General features: G+C 53.3%; 15 protein-coding genes. 3 read left to right on the top strand and 12 right to left on the bottom strand.

Features of this window, described 5'->3' with window-relative positions; translation table 11 throughout:
* Positions 1–30: 30 nt before the first annotated feature.
* Positions 31–1,494 (bottom strand): L-fucose/L-arabinose isomerase family protein, encoded by a 1,464-nt coding sequence (locus HYD27_RS23750; protein WP_219219244.1) that lies wholly within the window; start codon positions 1,492–1,494, stop codon positions 31–33.
* 282 nt (positions 1,495–1,776) lie between these two features.
* Between HYD27_RS23750 and HYD27_RS23745 the strand changes: the two genes are divergently transcribed.
* The 3 genes from HYD27_RS23745 to HYD27_RS23735 all read left to right on the top strand — a co-directional run bounded on the left by HYD27_RS23745 (position 1,777) and on the right by HYD27_RS23735 (position 3,588).
* The gene (locus HYD27_RS23745) at positions 1,777–2,847 is read left to right on the top strand and encodes a LacI family DNA-binding transcriptional regulator (protein ID WP_219219242.1); all 1,071 of its coding nucleotides are present in this window, start codon (positions 1,777–1,779) and stop codon (positions 2,845–2,847) included.
* A gap of 67 nt (positions 2,848–2,914) precedes the next feature.
* The gene (locus tag HYD27_RS23740) at positions 2,915–3,106 is read left to right on the top strand and encodes an MBL fold metallo-hydrolase (RefSeq protein ID WP_219219240.1); all 192 of its coding nucleotides are present in this window, start codon (positions 2,915–2,917) and stop codon (positions 3,104–3,106) included.
* Between the two features lie 71 nt (positions 3,107–3,177).
* On the top strand, positions 3,178–3,588 hold the full coding sequence (locus tag HYD27_RS23735; protein ID WP_219219238.1) for a GNAT family N-acetyltransferase: 411 nt from the start codon (positions 3,178–3,180) through the stop codon (positions 3,586–3,588).
* A gap of 205 nt (positions 3,589–3,793) precedes the next feature.
* Here the strand turns inward: HYD27_RS23735 and HYD27_RS23730 are convergent, their stop codons facing one another.
* The 11 genes from HYD27_RS23730 to HYD27_RS23680 all read right to left on the bottom strand — a co-directional run bounded on the left by HYD27_RS23730 (position 3,794) and on the right by HYD27_RS23680 (position 20,852).
* The gene (locus tag HYD27_RS23730) at positions 3,794–6,109 is read right to left on the bottom strand and encodes an FAD-dependent oxidoreductase (protein ID WP_219219236.1); all 2,316 of its coding nucleotides are present in this window, start codon (positions 6,107–6,109) and stop codon (positions 3,794–3,796) included.
* Between the two features lie 33 nt (positions 6,110–6,142).
* Positions 6,143–6,991 carry a carbohydrate ABC transporter permease gene (locus tag HYD27_RS23725; RefSeq protein WP_309242121.1) on the bottom strand — a complete coding sequence of 283 codons (849 nt, stop codon included), beginning with the start codon at positions 6,989–6,991 and terminating at the stop codon, positions 6,143–6,145.
* A 9-nt stretch (positions 6,992–7,000) separates the two neighbouring features.
* On the bottom strand, positions 7,001–7,888 hold the full coding sequence (locus HYD27_RS23720; protein WP_219219234.1) for a carbohydrate ABC transporter permease: 888 nt from the start codon (positions 7,886–7,888) through the stop codon (positions 7,001–7,003).
* 1,246 nt (positions 7,889–9,134) lie between these two features.
* Positions 9,135–10,484, bottom strand: a complete 1,350-nt coding sequence (locus tag HYD27_RS23715; protein ID WP_219219232.1) for an ABC transporter substrate-binding protein — start codon at positions 10,482–10,484, stop codon at positions 9,135–9,137.
* A gap of 74 nt (positions 10,485–10,558) precedes the next feature.
* Complete coding sequence (locus HYD27_RS23710) at positions 10,559–12,193, bottom strand: response regulator (protein WP_219219231.1); 1,635 nt, start codon at positions 12,191–12,193, stop codon at positions 10,559–10,561.
* A complete protein-coding gene (locus tag HYD27_RS23705) occupies positions 12,190–13,959 on the bottom strand; it encodes a cache domain-containing sensor histidine kinase (protein ID WP_219219230.1) in 1,770 nt (589 codons plus the stop codon). The genes HYD27_RS23710 and HYD27_RS23705 overlap by 4 nt, the downstream gene beginning before the upstream one ends.
* Positions 13,960–14,134: 175 nt before the next feature.
* On the bottom strand, positions 14,135–15,682 hold the full coding sequence (locus tag HYD27_RS23700) for a response regulator (RefSeq protein ID WP_219219229.1): 1,548 nt from the start codon (positions 15,680–15,682) through the stop codon (positions 14,135–14,137).
* Positions 15,660–17,414, bottom strand: coding sequence for a sensor histidine kinase (locus tag HYD27_RS23695; protein ID WP_219219228.1), 1,755 nt, complete (start codon positions 17,412–17,414; stop codon positions 15,660–15,662). Before HYD27_RS23695 ends, HYD27_RS23700 begins: the two co-directional genes overlap by 23 nt.
* Before the next feature lie 80 nt (positions 17,415–17,494).
* Complete coding sequence (locus HYD27_RS23690) at positions 17,495–19,039, bottom strand: extracellular solute-binding protein (RefSeq protein WP_219219227.1); 1,545 nt, start codon at positions 19,037–19,039, stop codon at positions 17,495–17,497.
* Between the two features lie 80 nt (positions 19,040–19,119).
* Positions 19,120–19,980 (bottom strand): carbohydrate ABC transporter permease, encoded by an 861-nt coding sequence (locus tag HYD27_RS23685; protein ID WP_309242120.1) that lies wholly within the window; start codon positions 19,978–19,980, stop codon positions 19,120–19,122.
* Positions 19,974–20,852, bottom strand: coding sequence for an ABC transporter permease (locus HYD27_RS23680; protein ID WP_228745284.1), 879 nt, complete (start codon positions 20,850–20,852; stop codon positions 19,974–19,976). The genes HYD27_RS23685 and HYD27_RS23680 overlap by 7 nt, the downstream gene beginning before the upstream one ends.
* Between the last annotated feature and the right edge of the window lie 810 nt (positions 20,853–21,662).

The raw sequence follows: 21,662 nt of genomic DNA, 5'->3' as shown, positions 1-21,662 counted from the left end.
TGTTATAAGATCTTTCCAGCCCAAACTGCGCTATACCAAAATATTCGAAGGCTGCTTCCGCACAAGATCTGAGCCTCTCAGCCAGCGCTGAATCTCCTGTTCGGTCGGATCCACCGGGTCTGGAGCCAGACCGGGAATATAATTGCAGGCCTCGTAAATGGCCGGAATAACATTCGCGTGAATGCCTACGGAGTGGTGGACATAAGGGCCTTTAACCAGCTTTTCTTCCCAAAGCGGCCAATCATTGACTTCTACCCATACGTAGGAGCCACGGGAGTATGGTCCTTCGATGCCGCGCGCCCGCCCCAGAAACATCGAATATTCGCCGTGGTCGCCGTCAAAGCGGGCAATCGTCATGCCGCCGCCCTTGATCTCCCCTTCATGGGTTCCCGGTGCGTGATCATCGAAGAGAAAGTGCTTGCGCAGCTTCGGCTTCTGTTCCACAGAGAGCGACACCGGGAAGTTTCCGCAATGAAACAGCAGCTCACCGTTGTCATTCTCGGGATGCCGCACCGTAATGTCCGCAAAGAAGGTCGGATGCTCATTCATGGCCGCCGCCTGCACCATAATGGAAGTAATCGCACCATGAATATCTGTCTCACAGGTTACCGGGATCTGCTCATCGGTCAGGATGGCATTCGCCAGGCAAGGCATAATCGACAACGCATCCTGCAGTGAAGACCAGCACTGAATGGCAATGGCACTGCTGCCAGTCTCACGGGCAAAAGACTTCATCGCAACCTTCAGCGCCGCAATCCGCTTCACATCGTCTTCTGTTACTTCGCTGTAATCCAGCCGCTCTTTAATGTAATCGATCGTGTCCAACAGCTCGGCGCTGCTGCTGGAGGCAATCTTCTTGGTTCTGAGCTGGATATCGACCAAAGTGATCGGATGAATCTCAATCCCAAACCGCTCCAGAAGCTCGCCTTCATTGCACATCATCGTCCAGAACGAGGCGGGACGCGGGCCAATTTGCAGAATGCGCAGGCTCTTGAACTGACGGACTACATTTGCCGCTGCAACAAAGTTAGTGAAACCCCGTTCAAACACCGGGTCCGTCACCCAGCTGTTCGTTACATAAGTGAAGGGCACATTAAATCTGCGCAGAACCTTCCCTGTAGCAAAAATGCCGCATTGAGTATCACGCAGGCGCATCCCGTCAGCCAACGGCGCTTCGTCACGGGGCCCCCATAGCAGAGTTGGCTTGCCGAGTTGCTTGGCTACCCGCGCTACCGTATCTTCTGTGCCAAAATTGCAGTGCGGGAAAAAAACCGCATCAACTTCCTCCTCTTTGAATCGTTTGGCAATCAAATCCGCATTAATATGGTCATCATAAAGCAGGCCCTCTTCATTCAGCCCTTCCAAATCCACAATATCAATGTCCATGCCAAAGCTCTCAATCTGCTTGCGAATCTCCACCTTGTACTTAAAAGCATCCTCGGCACTAAACGTAAACCGGCGTGTTGGGGCATATCCCAGCTTCAGCTTTTTCATAATTATTGCTCCTCATAAAAAAATTCAATAAACTAAAAATTAAATTGACTAAACTAATATAAGGTTTTATTGATTTGTCCAGCAGATTATTATCTTCAGCATCATAGTATCACCCTGTATAAAGCGTTGTCAACGATATTTTTAGTTTATTTAACTAAAATAAACTAAATAAATAACCTAAATTAACTTAACTAAATTTCTCGCCTTCTTGCGAATTGCATTAACATGATATAAACTTCAGTTATCTGTTAACCTAATTTGATGGGATCGGAGAATACAATAATGAAAATGGAAGATATCGCAAGATTGGCCAATGTATCAAAAGCTGCTGTCTCTCTAGCCTTCAGCGGCAAACCGGGAATCGGGTCCGAAACGCGGGAACGTATTCTCGAGGTCGCCCGTGAAGTGGGATATAAGCCTAAAAATAGAGCCTCCTCCGCACCTGCCCGCAATGACAAATCTTTGCTGTTTCTTGCCTTTACAAACTCGGGGATTATTCTTGAGGATTATTACCAGCAGCCCTTTTTCAAGGAGCTGATTCATTACATCGGTGAACGCTGCCGCCAAAAGGGCTATACGCTCATCTTTTCAACTGTAGATGTGGAATATTTTGAGAAGGGCATACAAGAGCTTGTGGACGATCAGCGCAGCGACGGTGTTATTGTGCTAGGAACCAATCTGAACCGGGAGCAAATTGCGGAGATTGGACTTAAGTTACCGAATGTGGTGGTGCTTGATACCTGCTATGAAGTACTGCCGATTCAATTTATCCAGATTAACAACGTACTGGGGGCTTATCGTGCAGGTTCCTATCTATGCGATAACGGTCATACATCGATCGGGTATATCGCCTCCACCGTACGGATTCATAACTTTGAGGAACGTGAACGGGGATTTCTTATGGCGCTGAACGAACGGGGAATTGATATACCCGAAGCCTCCCGGCTCTCTGTGGCTCCTACCATACTCGGCTCTCAGGAACCGCTCAAAAATCAGCTGAACGCCTATTTGGGGAGCGGCAGCCAGCTGCCGACAGCCTGGTTCTGCGAATGTGATTATATCGCGATCAGCGCAATGAAGACGATGGCAGAACTCGGCATTCGCGTACCCCAGGACTGCTCCATTATCGGGTTCGATAATATCAGTGAATCAATGATCGTCACCCCCGAGCTGACTACCGTACATGTAGAGAAAGAAACTATGGCTATGCTTGCCGTTGATCTGCTAACTGAAACCCTCGAAGGCGGGGAACATCCGAAGACAAAATATATGGTAGATACAAGATTCGTAGAACGAAACTCCTCTACATTCCTGAAGGCAGAAACAGAGCAGCAAGAATCGATCTTGTCTTAGAGTCAGAGCGATCGAAACGCCCGGACATACTCCCGGTTCAATGTCTTAACTGATTGACGATGCCATTTTGTTTGCCGGCGACGCTTTTAAATTAATTGATGGCAAAGCATATCCTAACAGCCCGCTTTACTGCATGGATGCAGAGAAACAAGAAGAATCCATCAGGAAACTTGCAAAATTAAAAGATGTACATTCGGTATTTACAGCACATGGAGGAAATAGCAGCAATTTTGGTTATGCAATGGCTGAGTGGAGATGAACACTGGCAGCATTGCTTGCGTAAGATAGGATGGCTTTGAACTGCATTTCATTGGGAAAGGTTGAATTACAGTGAAAATTACACATGCAGCCGACTCTGACCTCAATTGGATCATAAACAGGGACCCTCACCTCCGGCAAAAATTGATTTCCGCCAAGATTAAGGGAAAAGAAATCTATCTGCTCCGGAACGGCAGCGAAGAAATCATCGGCTGGCTGCGTTACGGTTACTTTTGGGACAACACTCCCTTTATGAATATGCTTTGGATTGATGAACCGTACCGGAAGCAGGGGATGGGTAAGGAAATCGTCGATTACTGGGAACAGGAAATGAAGCAGCAGGGCTTCGAGCTGGTAATGACCTCAACACAGGCAGACGAAGATGCCCAGCATTTCTACAGAAGACTGGGTTACAAAGATGCGGGCTGCTTAGTCCTTGATGTCCAGCCGCTTGAAATTCTCTTTACGAAAAAACTGGCATAGCGGATGTTCTGCCATATCACGCGCTGCCCGAATGCAGCAGATATAGTTAAACGGCGTAAGCTTTGCGGACAGGGTCCGCAAGGCTTACGCCGTAAATTTTAGCGGCAAAGCGTATCAAATTCCGCTCCGGAATAACGGCTCGTTATTTCATGCCTCCGTGATGCCGCGCAGCGGCAGGGCGGTCTTATATTTCTGCCGCTGCCTTCTATTCGTAGCAGCGCACTTCATACACGGCCGCGGAAGGGTCGCCATTCGTCGCTTCTATCATGATCCGCAGCTTCCCGGTGCGGATCGGGCCTGGAAGAGTATGGCGCACATGCCGCTGGTAATTATCTGCGGCATGAATGACATCCCTCCATTCTCCGCCTGTCCATGACTGGATGCGGTAATCCTTCACGCACTGCGGATCACGGTAGAAGGGACCATAGGCATGGTATTCACGGAACAAATGTCCGGCAAAGGTAATCTCCACGGTGCTTATCTTTTGTTCCGTTTCCCAGGACAGTTGAATCCACTGCGGCAAGGGCTGCGCAGGATCGGATCGCCAGAGGTTGGTATACCGGTAAGGCCTGTTGACGCCGCTCAGAATATTCGCTCCGCCGAACGCCTGTTGCGGCGGAGCGATGCGGTAGCTCATCGTCAGCCCCTTCCCGTAGCGCCGCATTTTACCGCCTCCCATCTCGGAGGCGCTGATATGCCCGGGGATAATCGTGCCTGCCGCATGCCAGATGACATGGGGATTGGCCGCCAGGTCCAGCCGGACATAACTGCCCGGCTTCAGTCTCTTCCCGCCTCCGGCCGGGCGGATCCATTCGATCCATCGCCGTCCTCCCGGGGGAACCGCCAGCGTACAGGAATCCAGCCGCCCGCCCTCCGGTTCCGAGCGGTAGTCCCAGATATGGTCCGCCTGGAGCAGCAGCGCCTCCACCTCCTGCGGCTGATCCGTAATATTGCTCAGGCAGACGGCAAGGCTGTCGATCTGCGGGGATGACACGGCTATCCATTGGCCGCGTCTTCTGACCAGCAGATCCTCCTGTTCACTCCTCTCCCCGCTTTCACTCCATTCCCTCAGCTTCGGCAGGTAATCCCTGCTCTCCGGCCCTGTGCCGTAGACCGATATTTCACTGCTGACAGAGACCTCCGCCTGCCGGGCCAGATCATCCGCATCGCGGTTCTCCGCATTCGGCAGGAAACAGCCGTCGCGCAGCAGCGTCTGCTGCAGTTCCTGCATGGCGCCAGTGGTAACCTCCTTGATGCCGATGCCCTTCCTCAAGGCAATGGCCGCCGCCGTCCCCGCCGCCTGGCCCATCAGCGCACCGGTAGCCATGACCCGTACCGTACCCAGCGCGGCATGCGTCACGCTGACATTGCGCCCCGCCATCATCAGATTATCCACATCCCGGGCAAGCATGATGCGGAAGGGGATGCCGTAAGGGCCGCAGTAGCTTTTGACCGCATATTCAGTGGTCTCGCTGTAGCCTTCGGAGCTGGCATGCTCACTGGTTGCGGCCAGCAGCCCGCCCGGGGTATGCAGGTCAAGGAACCAGCCGCCGTAGGCAATCTCGTCATCGAATACCGTGCGGTTCACCGGGTCATGCTCGGTCATGAAATATTCGCCCATAATGCGGCGGCTCTCCCGCTTGCCCGGCACCTGTCCGATCCAGTCCAGCGCATAGTTCGCCGCAAGCTCCTTCGTCCTGGGATCACGGTTCTTGATCCAGTCCCAGATGCCCAGCGTATGCTTGGTCAGCTCATGCCGGATGTCCTCGGCATCCGCGATAGTATGCCAGGGTACGCCTATCTCGATCCACCAGTATCCGCTGCGGATATCGTAAGGTGCGCGCCCCTGGTCATAGAAATAAGCCGCATCCTCATAGCGGGTCGCCCAATCCGGGGCCGCAAAGGGCACCGGCCGCCCCATATCCTTGGCCTTGAAATGGATGGAGTTGCCCATCGTGTCCCCGCTTGCCCGCTCGGGCGCATGAGGCTCGTTGAACTCTTCCCGGCCCTCAGTGCCCATTCTCCACTCACAGCCGGCAAGATCGGCGATTACGCCGTCTCCGGTGCAATCAATGAACAGCTTGGCCGTTATCTCTATTTCCGTCTCCGCACCCGCTACGCGCGCCATAAGGGCTTGAATGGTTGTGTCGTCCTTCATTACCACCTCATAGACGGAGGTATTCAAATAAAAGGACAAATTCGGGGTGCTTTGGGCCATATCGTACATCGTCATATCCCAGACGCTGTTCGTCCAGCCATTCTCGGTAATCTCTTCATGATTGCGCGCCCGCTCTTCGATAAACAGCTCGGATATGATGCCTGTTTCCTTGGCGTAGGTGTGAAAGGCCGCCGCCCCGTGCAGCGTCACCCGGATCTCCGAGGAGCTGTTGCCCCCGAATACCGGTCTGTCCTGGATCAGGCAGGTGCGCGCCCCGTGCCGGGCCGCCGCAATGGCTGCGCAGAAGCCGGCCATCCCTCCGCCGATAACCGCAAACTCATACAGTTCCGTTTTCCTAATCATCTTCCTGTCGCTCTCCTCTCTGTAGTACAGGCCTCAACCTTTTAGCCCCGTGCTGGCAATGCCCTCGACGAACCAGCGCTGGAAAATGGTAACCACGAGCACAAGCGGCGCCAGCGCCGACACGGAAGCCGCCATAATCAAAGGATAATCCGTACCGTTCTCATCCGTAAACGTAGTCAGTCCGAGCGGTATGGTGAACAAATCGCGGTCCCGCAGCAGAATAAGCGGATTCTCATATTCATTCCAGTGCCAGGTGAACGTCAGAATCAGCAGGGTGACCAGCGCCGGCTTCGTCAGCGGAAGACAGATCTGCCAGAACATTCTCCAGTGGCCGACACCGTCCACCTTGGCCGCTTCCATCAGCTCACCGGGCAGCGTGCCGAAGAATTGCCGCATGATAAAGGTGCCCAGCACGGTGAACATTCCCGGCAGGATAATCGCCAGATGCGTATTGACCATGCCCAGGCTGTCGAACAAAATAAACCGCGGCACAAAGAAAACCTGGGCGGGAATGATCATGGTCGCCAAATACAGGAGAAAGATCGTCTCCTTGCCGCGGAACCGCAGCTTCGCAAAGGCATAACCGGCCATGGAGCTGGTAATCAGCGAGCCCAGCACCTGGAAAAAAGTAATCTTGATCGAGTTCTTGTAATACACGCCGAAGGAAACGGCGCTGCTCCAGACCTTCTCATAATTTCCGGTATTCGGCTTGGCCCGAATCCATTCAATCGGATACCGGAACAACTCCGAGGTATTCTTGAAGGATGCCGAGAGCATCCAGATAAACGGCAGCAGCATCAGAATTCCGATCAGGAGGAATACGGCTGTTATCAGTAATTTTACGGCCAATGTGTAAGTACTGCGCTTGTGCAATTGCTTCACCCTTCCTCCCTAGAATTGGTCCTGCCATTTTTTCTGCGAGCGCCACTGCACCAGAGTCACGATGAAAATAAAGAGGAACAGCAGCCAGGACACCGTTGCCCCGTAGCTCATATTCCGCAGCTCGAAGGCCTGTTCATAGATATACAGCGCAAGAACGCTGGATGAGCGCATCGGTCCGCCGTTTGTCATCACCTGCACAGAGGCAAATACCTGAAAAGAGGAGATAATCAGCGTGACCGCAGTCAAGAAGGTGGTCGGCTTCAGCATCGGCACGGTGATGTGCAGAAAGCTTTTCATCCCGCCGGCTCCGTCGATTTCCGACGCTTCGTACAAGTCCTTCGAGATCCCCTGGATGCCGGCCATATACAGAATCATCGCATAGCCGATGTACGTCCAGACGGTCATGATGATAATCCCCGCCAGCGCCCAATCCGGGCTGGAGAGCCAGCCGGGGGGATTCTCCACGCCAAGCGCCTTCAGCGCCGAGTTGATCGGTCCCTGGGAAGGGTTGTACAATACCCTCCAGACCACGGAAATCGCCACAATGCTGCTCATATACGGCAGAAAGATCATGGTGCGGATCGCTGTCTTCAGGTACACGAATTTGTTCAATATCACGGCCAGCACGAGGCCGATCACCAGCGCAAGAGGCACACTCGTCAGAGAGAACACCACATTATGCAGCAGCGATCTCCAGACTACCGGATCTCCCCCAAGCTTAATGATGTTGCCAAGGCCGGCAAAGCTGAAGCCGCTCATTCCTTTCAGGTAATTCCAGTCCGTAAAAATAAGCACGAAGCTGAACACCATAGGGAAGAGGATGAAGGCGGCAAAGCCCAGCAGGTTGGGAAGAATAAACAAATAACCGGCAATATTCTCCCTCTTTTTTTCGCTCATACACTCAACTCCTTTTATATCTGTATTATAGAGTCGGGGCGCTTCACTCTGAATGTCATAAACTGTGCTTATACCGTGATATTCTCAGCCGCTCAAGCGGCGGTTCAGGCATTGCTCCCACTCCGGCAAGTGGAAACGGCTTCGCCGTCCTGATAAGGCCGGTATCCGTTTCAGCGAGAAAGATAAGGCTAATTTATAGCGTGAAGCATATAATAAATTCTTATCTTTTAAGTAAGACGCCTATCGGCGTCCTATATAAGGATGCTGCCATTTCAGTGGGGAGGAAAAGAATCATTTCGCGCTGATTTTCTCGTCCAGCCGGCTTCGGGCGAAATCAAAGGCACTCCTGCCGCGCAATTCAGCGAGAAATAGAAGGATTATTTAGTGTGCAAGGCATATAAATTTTTATTTAAATGGAAACGGCTTCGCCGTCCCTGACCGGGCAGCGCAGCTGTTTGCATTTCAGGTGTAAGGCTGGCTGCTGAAGCCAGGCGGGAAGCCAAGTGCAAACGGTCACTTCATATTCCCCCAGCCGCTTTTTCGCAAGGGTTAGCGGGAAAAAGGCTCCCTAATCGTTCCATTTCTCCCCCTTGCAGAGGAATACGCCTACATTAAGATGAACTTGAACCATTCATCCAAAGGGCAGCCATTTTAGTGGTAAAAAGGATAACTAATCCACCGCATTCGGATTCCGGATCATCCCTAGTGGGAAAAAGTACAACTAATTCGGCTGAAATCCCCCGTATGGGGGTAGCAGGCCTCTATTAAGTGTACAAAATCCCACTAAAGCCCGTTGAAGCCAGAATTCCAGCCCATTAGTGTTACTTTTTACACTTCGCTTCCGTTCCCTATGAATCTCCTTGCGTTCCTTCAGCTTTTCCAGGTTCGCCGGTTCAATTCATATACATTAACCTGAATACCTAAAGTGAATTGAACCAATCCAGATAGGACAAGGGATAAAGCCTCTTTTGCCTTCACCCACTTGGTGCAAGCTATTTTTAGCAAGAAATCCCTTGGTGTAGAGCTTTTTAGATGATTTGTGGATACTTACTTTCGAAATTCAGGATAAATTCTTATTCAAGCAGAAACGGCTTTGCCGTCCTTATAAGGACGGTATCCGTTTCAGCGGGAAAGATAAGGCTAATTTATAGCGTGAAACATATAAATTCTTATCTTTTCAAAAAGCCGCTCCCGAAATGCCGGGAACGGCCATGAACAGCATTTGAATAGTTGCGGTGCAACAGGCCTATTTCGCTGCGGCTATCGCTTCGTCGGCCCGTTGTTTAATCACCTGCACGGTGGTGTCCAGATCCTGAGCGTCCATGAAGTATTTCTCGGCTTCTTCCAGGAAGGCTTTGCGCATTTCGGTCAGGCCGGCCGTTTGGGTAATCTCCGCATTCGTATACTGCGTATCCAGCAGCTTCACGAATGATTCCTTGTCGAAATACTGAGCCTGGTCGCCCATAACCGCTTCCGCCACCTGCTCGACATCGGCTTTCTTGCTGGAAGGAATTCGTCCGCCGGGCAGCATCTCCGTATTGCCTTCCGTGAGGAACCAGCTCAGGAACTTCATTGCGGCCTCCTTGTTCGGACTCTTGGCATTGATCGAGGTCATGTCGTTCAGCTTGGTATTGTTGATGTTGCCCCCGGCTGTCCATTGCGGCATCGGCGCAAAGGCAATCTGGTAATCGCGGTTCGGATAGGCGGCGTCATCCTTGATATAACGGACAAAATATGCCGAGGTATACGTGGAAGCCGCTCTTCCGTTCAGCAATTCATCCTGGGGCTGGGCCTTGTTGGCCACACCTTCCGCATAAGGCATCACATTCTTGCCGTCGATCAGCTCCTTTTGCAGCTCAAGCCCCCTGCGGAATGCCTCATGGCCGAAGTTGGAGCTGCCGTCTGCGGCAAAATAAGCATCCCTGGGCTGTGCAGCATTAAGCACATCGAACGCTATCGGCTCCCAGGTGGGATTGAAGAAGGCTCCGTACTGCCCGTCTTTGGTCAGCTTGCCGGCCAGAACCGCATATTCATCCCAGGTCCAGCCCGGCTCCGGCACACTTTCTCCGATAGCCTCCAGAGAGGATTTGTTGAAGGCGACGAACTTCACATCCCTGGAGGCGGGAAGGTTATAGATTCGGCCGTCAACCTTCGTAACGTTCTCCGAGCCGATAATTCCCTCCAGATCGAACCCGCTGGAGGCGATCAGGTCCTCCAGCGGCTCGACCATCCCGGCCTTGATGCGCCGCTCCAGATGGGCATCGGCATAGTTCACGAACAAATCGGGAGCATCCGTATTGGACAGGAGCGCCGTTTCCAGCTTCACATTGCCCGGATCATCATTGACGAAGCGGATATATTCAACCTGAATATCAGAGTTCTCCGCGTTCCAGCGGTCTACCACCGCCTTCGGTCCATTCTCCTCGGGCACACCGCCCCACCATTTGAGTGTAACCGTTTTCGAATTGCCGGAAGCATTTGCGTTCTGCGGCGCATTGCCCTCCTCCGCCGAATTCCCGTTATTGCCTCCGCAGCCGCCAAGCAGCATGCCCGCCAGCAGGACGGAGGCCAGTCTTACATTCACTCCACGCTTCATTATGATTTCCCCTTTCGTTGTATGAACGGTAGCACAACTTAGTTATAACAAAGCGCCGGCGAATAACGAACGGCTTATTCTTTGGTCTTAGAGGGATTTTCCAAGCTGCCCTGCTTTCTGCCGGTCATAGTTTTGCGGTATTCAAGGGGAAATAATCCCTCTATTTTCTTAAAATACTTACTGAAATGATTGGAATCCGCGTAGCCGACCATTTCCGAGATTTCATAGATTTTGTATGTGGGATTGCGCAGCAGCTCCCTCGCCTTTTGCATGCGGATTTGCGTCAGATAATCCACAATTTTTACGCCTGTCTCCTTTTTAAACATCACACTGAGGTAATTCTCGGCAAACCCCGCTCTTTTCGCCAAATCGGATACCTTAAGTGAAGAAGCATACTCCTCCTCCATGATGCGGATAATCTCCTTCACCTCATCACGGTATACCGGCTGGCTGCTCTGCCCCATCAGGGCTACGGCGGCAGGAAGCCAGCCGAAGAACCAGTCGCCGATTTCCCGGAGCGTTTCCGCGTTGCGAATCACATCGAAGGGATACCTTTCCTGATGCTCGGGCATGACATACAGAATATTGTCGGGCTGTCCCATCTGCAGGCAGACCAGATGCAGCCATTGAAGCCACTGCTCCCTGACCCAGGCGGCTCCCATCCCTTCTTCCTCCTGCAGCAGGGCAATCCAGAGCCGCAATTCCTCCAGAATCACATCCCTGTCCGCCGTTTCCAGCAGTCCGTTCCAATGCCCGCTCTGCAGAATGCTCACTTTGGGCTGAACCTCATCGTCTTCCAGCGGGTACAAGATATGGCGGCCTTCATGAAAGAACCGCCGGGAAAGCGCCTGCTCCGCCTGCCGGAAGCCTTCATTCAGTTGATAGGCGCTGAAGCTGTCCCTGGACACGCCGAAGCTTACATTCACCTTGGCAAAGGTGCCGCCCGCAGCCTTAAGCTCATCCAGCATATCTTCCGAATAGGAGCCGGCCAGGATGACCAGCTTGCGGTTGTGCATATCCACCAGTTGGCATTGTTCATATTTCTTCAACAGTTCCGCAAAAATATTGCTGACGGTATAAATCAGCAGTTGCTCGCTTTGGAAGCGGTTCTCCTCCAGCACCTGCTGGTAATTGTCTACAGCGGCCACAATGACGCGGCAGCCTTCCAGCACGAACGGCGGAAGCATGCCGTCTCTGTGCAAATGGTCCACCTCCAGCCGGGACCTTTGCTTCACCAGCAAATCAAGCAGCGTCAGCTCGGTGGATTTACGCTCCAGATATTTTATTTTGTAATCCAGCTTATTCTTCTCCGAGCGCTCCTGCTGCTCACTGCGCAAGGACTGCTGCAGCCGTTTGCATTTGTCAAGCAGCTCTTCCGGCGTGTAGGCCAGCTTCAGCGTGTAGTCCGCCGCCCCCAGCCGCAGCGCTTTCTGCACATATTCGAAATCATTGTGGTTGGATAAAATGATAAACTTCGTCTCCGGCCATCTTACCCGGACATGGTTCATGAAATCCAGACCGTTCATCTCCGGCATCCGGATATCGGACAGAATGATATGGCAGGCTTCGCGGCTCAGCAGCTCCAGGGCCTCTACACCGTTCGCGGCTTCGCCGATAATTTCAAAGCCGTGCTCCTCCCAGGGAATCAGCGTCTTGAGCGCCACCCGCACCAGTATTTCATCATCCACAATCAATACGCGTGTTGTCATCCTTCAAGCTCCTTCCGATAAGGAATCCGCACCGTCACCTGAAGCCCGCCTTCTTCGGGCCGGGACAGCAGAATGCCGCATTCCTGCCCGAAGTGGATTTTGATTCTCCTGTCCACATTCAGCAGCCCGATTCCGCTCGTCTTCACATGATCCTGAAGCAGTTGCTCCGAAATCGCCTGCATGGTTTCCTGCGAGATGCCCTGTCCGTTATCCCTGATATGAATAAGTATATACTGGTCCGTCCGTTCAGCTTCAATCCGGATATGCAGCGGCAGCTTCGAGCCGTGGATAATGCTGTTCTCGACCAGCGGCTGGAGCGTAAATTTCAGCACCGTGCATTCCAGCAGCGCCTCCGGGACCTGAATGGAGATGGTGATATCGTCGTGATAGCGGATTTTTTGCAGCGACATATACAGCTCCAGATATTCCAGTTCCTGCCCCAGCGTCACAAAAAGCGTATTCTGCTTCATGGAGAATTCCATCAGCTTGCCCAGAGCCGTAATCATATCGCTGACATTGCGGTTCGTACCCGAGAGCATGGCCATCAGCTTGATGGAATTGAGCGTATTGAACAGAAAATGGGGATTAATCTGTGCCTGGAGCGCCTGGAAATGGGCCTCCTCCTTATGCCGCTGCTCCTCTGCCACATGATGGATCAGCTCTTCAAGCTGCGCCACCATTTTATTAAAATGGCTGCCCAGCAGCGCCACCTCATCCCTGCCGCGCACTTCCACCTTGGTGCTGAAATTGCCGCTGCCGACTCTGCTCATGGACCGCACCAGCGCATAGAGCGGCTTCGTCAGACGCAGCAGAATGTAGATTACGATGATGATGCCAACGCCGAAGAACAGCAGGAACAGCGCAATGGACTTCGTCCGGGAGTTATCCAGCTGGGCGGAGAAATCGCGCATCCGCTGCAGTGAAACAATGGAGATGCCCACCTGCGGCACAGAAGCCGCATTCATCAGGTAGATCTCATTGTCCAGCGGCAGCTTCTTCATCACGGACGGACGGTTCCGGATATCCTCCATCTGCTCCGGCATCAGTGAATACTGTTGCTTGCCGTAGATATCATACAGCGCTCCGTCCTGGTCCAGAACCAGCAGCTCCGTATGATCGGGGAGTCCCTGGGAAGAGGATATGCCGTAAAACTGGCTTACAGGGATGCCAACTACCACCAGTCCCGCATTGCGGATGGAGGTTTCAAAAGCGAAGGACCTGGCCAGCAGCATAAACTCCTTATCCGGCGCGTTTTCCGTATATCCCAGGTTCACGGGCAGCCGGTAGGCCCGCTCCCAGTAAGGATAACCCTTTTGCCCGATGCCGGCCTTGAACCAGGGCTCGCGGAGAATATCGCCGGTTGCCTGGCGGTTGAAATTATTCAGCGTCGTCACGACATTGCCTTCGGCATCGGCAAGCCCGATAAACGCGCTGTTATCCAAAAGGATATCCCTCAGGTACCCCATTCTTTTCTGAATTTGAAAAATCGCTCCCATCGCCTCCGCATTCCCGTAATCCCAGTTGAAGGTGAACGGGCCGAACGATTGGGCCATATCCGCCTCCAGCAAATACGTGGCCTGAATCATCCGTTTGGCTTTATCGTTGATCGTCATGGCCGCCTGCTCGATCAGGCTCTGATTGGCCGCATATACTTCCTGCTCCACCAGCCGGACCGACGTTTGGAAGTAGTTGTACAGCACGATCAGCGTCGGCGCGGCAATGACGGCCAGCACCGTAGCAATCAGCTTGCTGCGGATGGAGCGCAAACCTTTCCAGCTTCCGGTTATGATGGCTTCCTCCCTGATACTGCGGCCTTTTGACCCGGGCCTCCGTGATCTTAAACAGATTAATTATATCAAATATTATGCGCCGCCTTGAACGGGATATACTGTTCAGAAACAGGGGAATTCTTTTGCAATTTACACTATTGCCTGACCTCCGCTAACGCTTTGGATTTTCGCTTGACTCCCTGAAGGAGGGGACGCTGTTTCCAGCTTCCCTTTCATCCCTGCGGTAAGCCCCGGGGGTTTGTCCGGACCATTTCTTGAAGGTTTTAATAAAATAATTGTCATTCGGAAACCCGACGCTGCGGCCGATTTCATTGACGGTTAAGTCCGTTTCGCGGAGTAAGCGCCGGGCTTTCTTCACGCGCACATGCTGCAGGTAACTGATGAGCGTTTCCCCTGTCTTCAAGCGGAAAAGCCCGCTGAGATAATGCTCCTCCATTGCGACATAACGGGCGGCCGCCCGCAGTGTGATGTTCTCGGCATAACGGCTGTGGATGTATTCCAGCACGCGGTTGATTTCGGGATGGTTGGTTGTTATCCCCTCCGCTGCGGCCATGTGCATCTGCATTTCGTCCGCCGCCGCCAAAAAACAAGCCAGCAGCTCCCGGTGGGTGGCCGCTTCGCGCAAACGCTGAGCAGGCCCGGACGGAGGCTGGTTGCCGATTTCGGCAAAGGTCCGCATCAGGCGTTCCGCCTTCTCAATCACCAGGGAGAAGGGGGTCCGGCCTGCGCGCAGCGTTTCCCACATCGCGCAGGCCGTTTGCTGCATATCCGCGCTCCGCCGCTGGGCAAAGGCCAGGACAATTTCCTTCTCCATGACCCATACAGGCGGAAGCTTCGGCTCTCCGGCCGCATCCGGCCCGGCGGAAGATGGAGGCGCAGGCTCTGCGCCGCTGCCGTCTGCCGGAGCTCCGCCCTTGATTTCGTACCAGCAGTCGTTCAACTGCCGGTAGAGCCGGCTCCACTCCGCACGGATGAGACCGGGCGGCACCGGACCGCAGGCCACAGCCTGAACGGGCAGAGCCGCTGCAAGCTTGCCGGGCGGCCTAAGGCTGCCGTCGGACCAGAAGAAGCAGGTCGTACAGCCGTCTGCCGTAAAAGAACCGGTCCACACCTCCTCCGGCCAGGCGTCTTGCGGGCAGGCCTCCAGGACAGCTGCCAGCAGCGGCCGGCCGGTCCCGATGCAGGAGACCATGAGCAGCCGCCGGTAGGATGCCGGAGGCGCAGGCGGCGCTGCCTCTTGCCCCGCCTTCACCGCCTCCCAGACGAGGGGATAATAGCGGTCGAATTCCTGCCTCAGCAGCGCATGCCGCTGCCTGCGCGAGGCTGACAATTCTTCGCCGATCTTAAGCAGCATCTCACTCAGCTCCGGGATGCTCAGCGACAGCTTGAGCACGTACCCGCTGGCTCCCAGCTCCAGCGCTTTGCGGGCATATTCAAACTCGCCCATGCAGGTCAGCATGACAAACCGGCTGTCCAGCCCGGCACGGCGCGTCTGCCGCAGCAATTCCAAACCGTCCATGCGGGGCATAAGAATATCCGCAATGACAAGGTCGGGTCTTAGCCGCTGCATCAGCTCCAAAGCTTCCTCTCCGTCGGAAGCCTCCCCTGCCACAGTGAAGCCGTAAGCTTCCCAGTCCACCAGTTTAAGCAGCTTGTGCCGGACGAACGGTTCGTCTTCAACCAGAAGAATTTTCCACATGCTCTGCACCTCCGGATTGGAAAGGATTTGCAATCAATAACGGGATTGTGATGCGCGCCATTGTGCCCTGCTCCCCCTCCAGAAGAACGAGACTGGCATCTTCCCGGAACAGCAGCTGCAGGCGCTGGCGGATGTTGGCGATTCCGATGCCCTTGCGCGCGCGGAGCTCCGGTTGTTCCCCGGCGCGGGCGAGGCCGACGCCGTTGTCCTCCAGCTCCAGAATCAGCGTGCGGCCCTCTTTCCTTGCCCGGACAGAGACCCGGGCATCCTCCTGCAGCGTGGAGAAACCGTGTTTGAAGGCGTTCTCCATCAGCGGCTGCAGCGCCAGCTTCGGAACAAGGGCATAGGCCAGCCCTTCCTCCACATCCAGAGTGACCCTTACCTTGCCCTCATAGCGGATATTCTGGATATATACATACGCCTGCAGCAGATCCAGCTCATTCTGCAAGGGAATCAGCTCAACATCGGAGTAAAGGCTTGTTTCCAGCAATTTGCCCAAAGAAATCGAAATTTCTGCGATATCATGCTCTTGCTTTTCATATGCAATCCATTTGATCGTGTTCAGCGTGTTCAGCAGGAAATGCGGATTCATCTGGGCGGTCAGCATCTGATAATGCAGCGCTTCCTTCTGCCGTTCCTCCTGCTTCAGCTTCTGCAGCAATCCGCCGATATCCTTCATCATCGTATTGAACGTGGCGGCCAGATCCCTCATCTCTCCATGAAAAAAGGATTCTTCCACCCTTGTACTCAGTTCCCCCTGTGCAGATTGCGCCATCTTGCGCCGGAGCAGCCCGATGGGCCGGGACATGGCGCCGGCGATGAGGAAGGTAAGCAGGAGGAAGCCGCCGGACAGCATCAGAGAGAAATTTAAATTCTGCTCCCGCAGTTCCTTCATATTCCCGAGATACGTATTCAGCGGCATGGAAGCGGCCAGATACCAATCCAGATTGTAGAGCGGGCTGATGGTCAGAATCGACGAGCTCTCATAATCAACCCGCTGCAGGGGTTCCTCCCCTACCGGAACGCGGATCATTTCCCGGATGGCCGTGCGGTCCACCGCCCGGAAGTAATCGGAGGAATTGAGCAATTGGCCTCCCCGGTCCATCAATACATAATGCTGCTGGAGCAGCAGATCCCGCGAAGCTTCGGCAAGCCAGCCGTCGTAATAAAAATTAATCCGCAGATAACCGAACGGCTGCTGCCGGTTATCGAGCAATACAGCATACATGGACAAATCCTTGCCGGTCACCCAGCGGAAGGAATCGCCCTCAGCGCCGAGTCCGGCAAACCCGCTCTCCCGGACAAAATCGGCATAATGCTGCCCGGTCTGCACCAGCCCGTCGGTGCGGTACAGCGTTCCGGACCGGTCAGCCAGGGTGACGGTCATTTGGGCGGGCAGCTCAAGCGATGCCGGACGGGCGGTGCTTTGCAGGAATACCGCTTTCTCTGCAGGATTTATTTGTCCGGGATAGAGCAATACGGAGCGGGTATAGGGGTCCCGCTCCAGATACACATAATAGACGAAGGCTTTATTGATCTCCTTGTTCAAGGCGGCGTTAACCACTTTTATTTGCTCGATTGCCTTTTCCTGAAACTCGCGGGACACGGTCCGTTCCATCATCCGGTAATTATAGATTTGCAGCATGAAAAAGGGAAGCAGGAGGAAGATCACAACAGCGGCAAACAAGCGGTTTCTGAACTTTTGTGGCCATATGCGTTTCCAGCCTGCCATCGTGTTCCCTCCCGGACATCATTACCGTATATTCATGCAACAGTATATCACAGTTGCCGGCGTCCTCAGATTATCCGGTTTTAGTTCGCATAACCCAGCTCCTGCAGCTGCTTCATCGCGCTGTCCTGGAAGATCTGGTACTTGAAGGTCGTGTTCAGCTTCTCCAGGAAGCTGTCGTATTGCTCCAGCTTGTTTTTACCGTATTGGAATTTGAGCATTTCCTCGTTCTTGAAGCGGTCGGCGTCGGCTGCGTTGTAGTTCTCCGGGAAGACAACAAACCCGTTATAGGTATCCAGCACTTCAACCTGTTCGCTCGCCTGAATATAGTCAATCTGTTTGGCAAATTTGGTCCCCAGGTATTCCGATTCCGGCCGGCCGGCCAGCTGGTAGACCCAGGTGAATGCCGCCTCTGCCGACCGGTCCGTAATTACCGTCTTGCCGTTTTCTCTGGTGAAATGGATACCCTCCTGGCCAAACTGCACAAGCTCGGAGCCTTCACCGTAGGCCGTGTAATTGATAAGGTCAAAAATGCGGTTAAGCTTGGTTTCGTCTTGGGCGGCTTGGCGCGAAATGGCTACGATGCCGGAGACGCTGGACTTATCCATGGCGGCAAGGGTGTTCGCTTTGGGTCCCTGCAGCTTGTTCAGCATCAGGAATTCCGCGTCCGGATTGGCGCCTTTCCATTTCTCCACTTCATTGTCCTTCATGATCTGCGTCCAGTCGGAAATGATGATGCCGGCCTTGCCCTGGAACGCTTTGTCTTTGGCGTTGTCGCCCTTGTTGCTGGCAATTTCCGGGTCGACCACGCCGGAATTCAGAACCTTCTGAGTATAAGCCAGCGCCTCCTTCATCTCCGGCTCGAACATGCCGTTGACCATCTTCCCGTCCTTGATATACAGCGCGTCGGCAACGCCATGCTGCAGGTTGATCAGATGGACCAGAGTGCCGAGGCTGCCTGTGATGCCGAACGTGTCTTTCTTGTTATTCCCGTCCGGGTCCTGGTCGGTAAACGCTTTCGCAACTTCAAACAGCTCATCAAGGGTCTCCGGAACCGGCAGCTGCAGCTTATCCAGCCAATCCTTGCGCAGCCAGAATAAATTCCAGTTGTTGTTCGGATTGAGCGATATGGCATAATGCTTGCCGTTAACCTCCACCCGGCTGTAAGCATTGTCTCCGATGGCATCCGCAGTGGGCTTCAATTTCTCTTTATACGGCTCCAGATCAAGCAGAATGTTCTTCTTGACATATTCCTGGAACTCATTACGCCCATTGAAGAGAATAACATCGGGCAGGTCGCTGCCCGCCGCCCGGATATTCAGCTTCTGAATGAATTCATCCGCAGAAGAGGTCAGCGTCATTTTCAGATTTATATTGAGTTTCTCATCCATCGTCTTCTTTACGAAATCGTCTTCCGCTTTGGGCATCTGGGTGGTTGTGTTCCAGCCTACCCGCATGACCTCGATGGTTACCTTCTCCGCCTGGGCGTCAGCCGGGGCGTCTGTTGATGAGCCTGGTCCCCCCGAAGCGGAAGGATCTGCTTGCGGGCTTCCTCCGCAGGCGGCCAGCAGGAGGCCCGCTGTCAATACACAGGCCAGTACAGCAGGAATGCGCTTCTTTTGTTTCATGGTGATGCTCCCCTTTCGTCTTTCAAATATTGTATTGAGTCGGCGCCGCAGATGGCTTCAGCGGCACCGGGAACAATCCGTTAACCCTTCACGGCGCCGATCAGCATGCCTTTGGTCAGATGCTTCTGCACGAAGGGATAGACCACGATAACCGGCAAGCTGGCCGCCACTACCGAAGCCATCTGCAAGGTCGTTGTCGGCAGTACAATGTCCGCATTATATTCCATTTGCTCGGAGGATAACAACAAGCCGCGGACGAGGACCTGAAGCGGATTCAAGTCGGGGTCAGTAATATAATAGACGGCGCTGAAGAAGGTATTCCAGCTGCCCACGACACAGAACAGGCCGATGGTCATCAGCACCGGGACGGAGAGCGGCAGGGCCAGCCGCAGCAGCACCGTGAATTCGCCCGCACCGTCGATCCGTCCCGATTCAAACAGTTCTTCGGGCAGGCTTTCGAAGAACGTTTTGACCACAAGCACATTCCAGGTAGACATCGCCCCGGGAATAATCATCGCCCAAACCGTGTTGAGCAGGCCGGTTCCTTTTACGACCAGGTAGGTCGGAATCAAGCCGCCGCCGAACATCATGGTGAACACGATCAGGAAGATGAAGAAGCTGCGGCCGACCAGATGCTTGCGGCTCAAGGTGTAGGCCATGAGCACCGTCAGGATCAGATTGATCAGTGTGTTCATTACCGTAACGAAGCTGGTCACGAGGAAGGCGCGGGGAATGGCATCCATTCCAAACAGCGCCTTATAGGCCTCAAAGGTAATTTGGCGGGGAATAAGCACAAAGCCGCCGTTGCGCAGCACTTCGCTGTATGGCGTAATGGATACGGCGAACACATACAGCAAGGGAAAGACGGAAATCACGGCCAGCAATACCAGCAGGATATTAATGAAATAATCGAAATAGCGTTCGGTTCCGCGGCTTACCACAGATTGCCCCCCCATCTCCGGGCCAGCTTATTGGACAGGAATATAAGTACAAGTCCAATGAAGGATTTGAACAATCCGACCGCTGTCGCCAGGCTGAAATTCAGCTGCTCCAGGCCTACCCGGAACACCCAGGTATCAATGATATCCGCCACCGGCATTACCTGGATATTGTACATAATGTAAATCTGCTCGAAGCCGGCATCCAGTGCGGAGCCGACCTTCAGCACCAGCAGCAGGATGATCACGGAGCGGATTCCGGGCAGCGTCACATGCCAGATCCGGCGCAGCCTTCCCGCGCCGTCGATGCGGGCCGCTTCATATAAGGTAGCATCAATGCTGGACATGGCCGCCAGATAGATGATTGCCCCCCAGCCGAGATCCTTCCAGACATCGGTTCCCACCAGCACACTGCGGAAATAAGCTGTCGAGGTCATAAACGGAATGCCGTTCCCGCCCGCTTCCACCACCCAGCGGTTGACGAGTCCGGAGGTTTCGGACAGAAAGGCGATAGCAATGCCGTAGATAATGACATAGGACAGAAAATGGGGCATATAGCTCAGCGTTTGTACGATCCGGTTCAGCCAGAGGCTGCGGCCTTCGTGAATGAGAAGGGCCACGCCGATGGCGGGAATCGTTCCCCAGATTGTTTTGTACAGACTGATCAGGAATGTGTTCGTGAGCAATTGGCTGAAATAAGGCGATTCGAAAAAGAATTGGAAATGCTTGTACCAAGGGTCTGCCCACGGGCTGTGGACAATTCCGCTCAAAATGTCATAATCTTTGAAGGCAATCAGCACTCCGTACATGGGTACATACTTGTAAATGATGTAGTAGGCCACACCGGGAAGCAGCATGAGATACAGGACACGCATGCTCCATATGCGCTTCCACACATTATGTCTGTATGCGCTCTTCAGCGTTGCGGTACGGTTCAGGGGAGCCGGGAAATGCGCCACAAGGAATTCACCTCTTTGCATTGATATCGTTTACAAGATAAGAATATCAAGGGAACCGCGGCGCTGCCAGGAACGGATTTAAGGGATTGATAGAACAAAATTACTATCCTGCCTGAGATGGTTGCGTTGTTAGTCTATAAAGGGAAGATCTGCTGCGGTTATATTCTATGCTTCCGATAAAGCATCTTATATGACAGGCCAGGCTATCAATGTAACCGGAGGTCAGGTGATGCATTAGCCTGCCATGCGGACGGGTACCGGCTTAACTGCATATGCAAAAAGAGGACAAGATGTACTCTAAGAGTGCACTGTCCTCTTTCTTTTTGAGTGTGATGATTATCTCCTCATTATTCAGGTTAAAATTGCGTGCTGTTTTCATGAGCGAATTTGCAGAATATTTAATTATACAACTATAGGAGTTGAACCGGAGAACCTGACATAGGGAACGGATGCGAAGTGTAAAAAGTAACACTAATGGGCTGAAATTCTGGCGTGAACGGGCTTTAGTGGGATTTTGTACACTTAATAGAGGCCCATTCCCCCATACGGCTGATTTCAGCCGTATTAGTTGTACTTTTTCCCACTAAGACTGGTCCAGTAGGTAGCGTCAAGAAGTTTGTGTAATTATCTTTAAAGGTTGTAGGATATCCATTGGGACAATGGATAGGAATGGTTTTCAAGGGTCAGGGGGGATCCCCCCTGCGAAAATTTCCTTTCATATCCAGT

The sequence above is a fragment of the Paenibacillus sp. S150 genome (assembly GCF_019352175.1).
In the GTDB taxonomy this organism is placed as follows: domain Bacteria; phylum Bacillota; class Bacilli; order Paenibacillales; family Paenibacillaceae; genus Paenibacillus_AQ.
The sequence above is the reverse complement of the archived record's forward strand: the minus strand, read 5'-3'. Positions and strand labels throughout refer to the sequence as shown.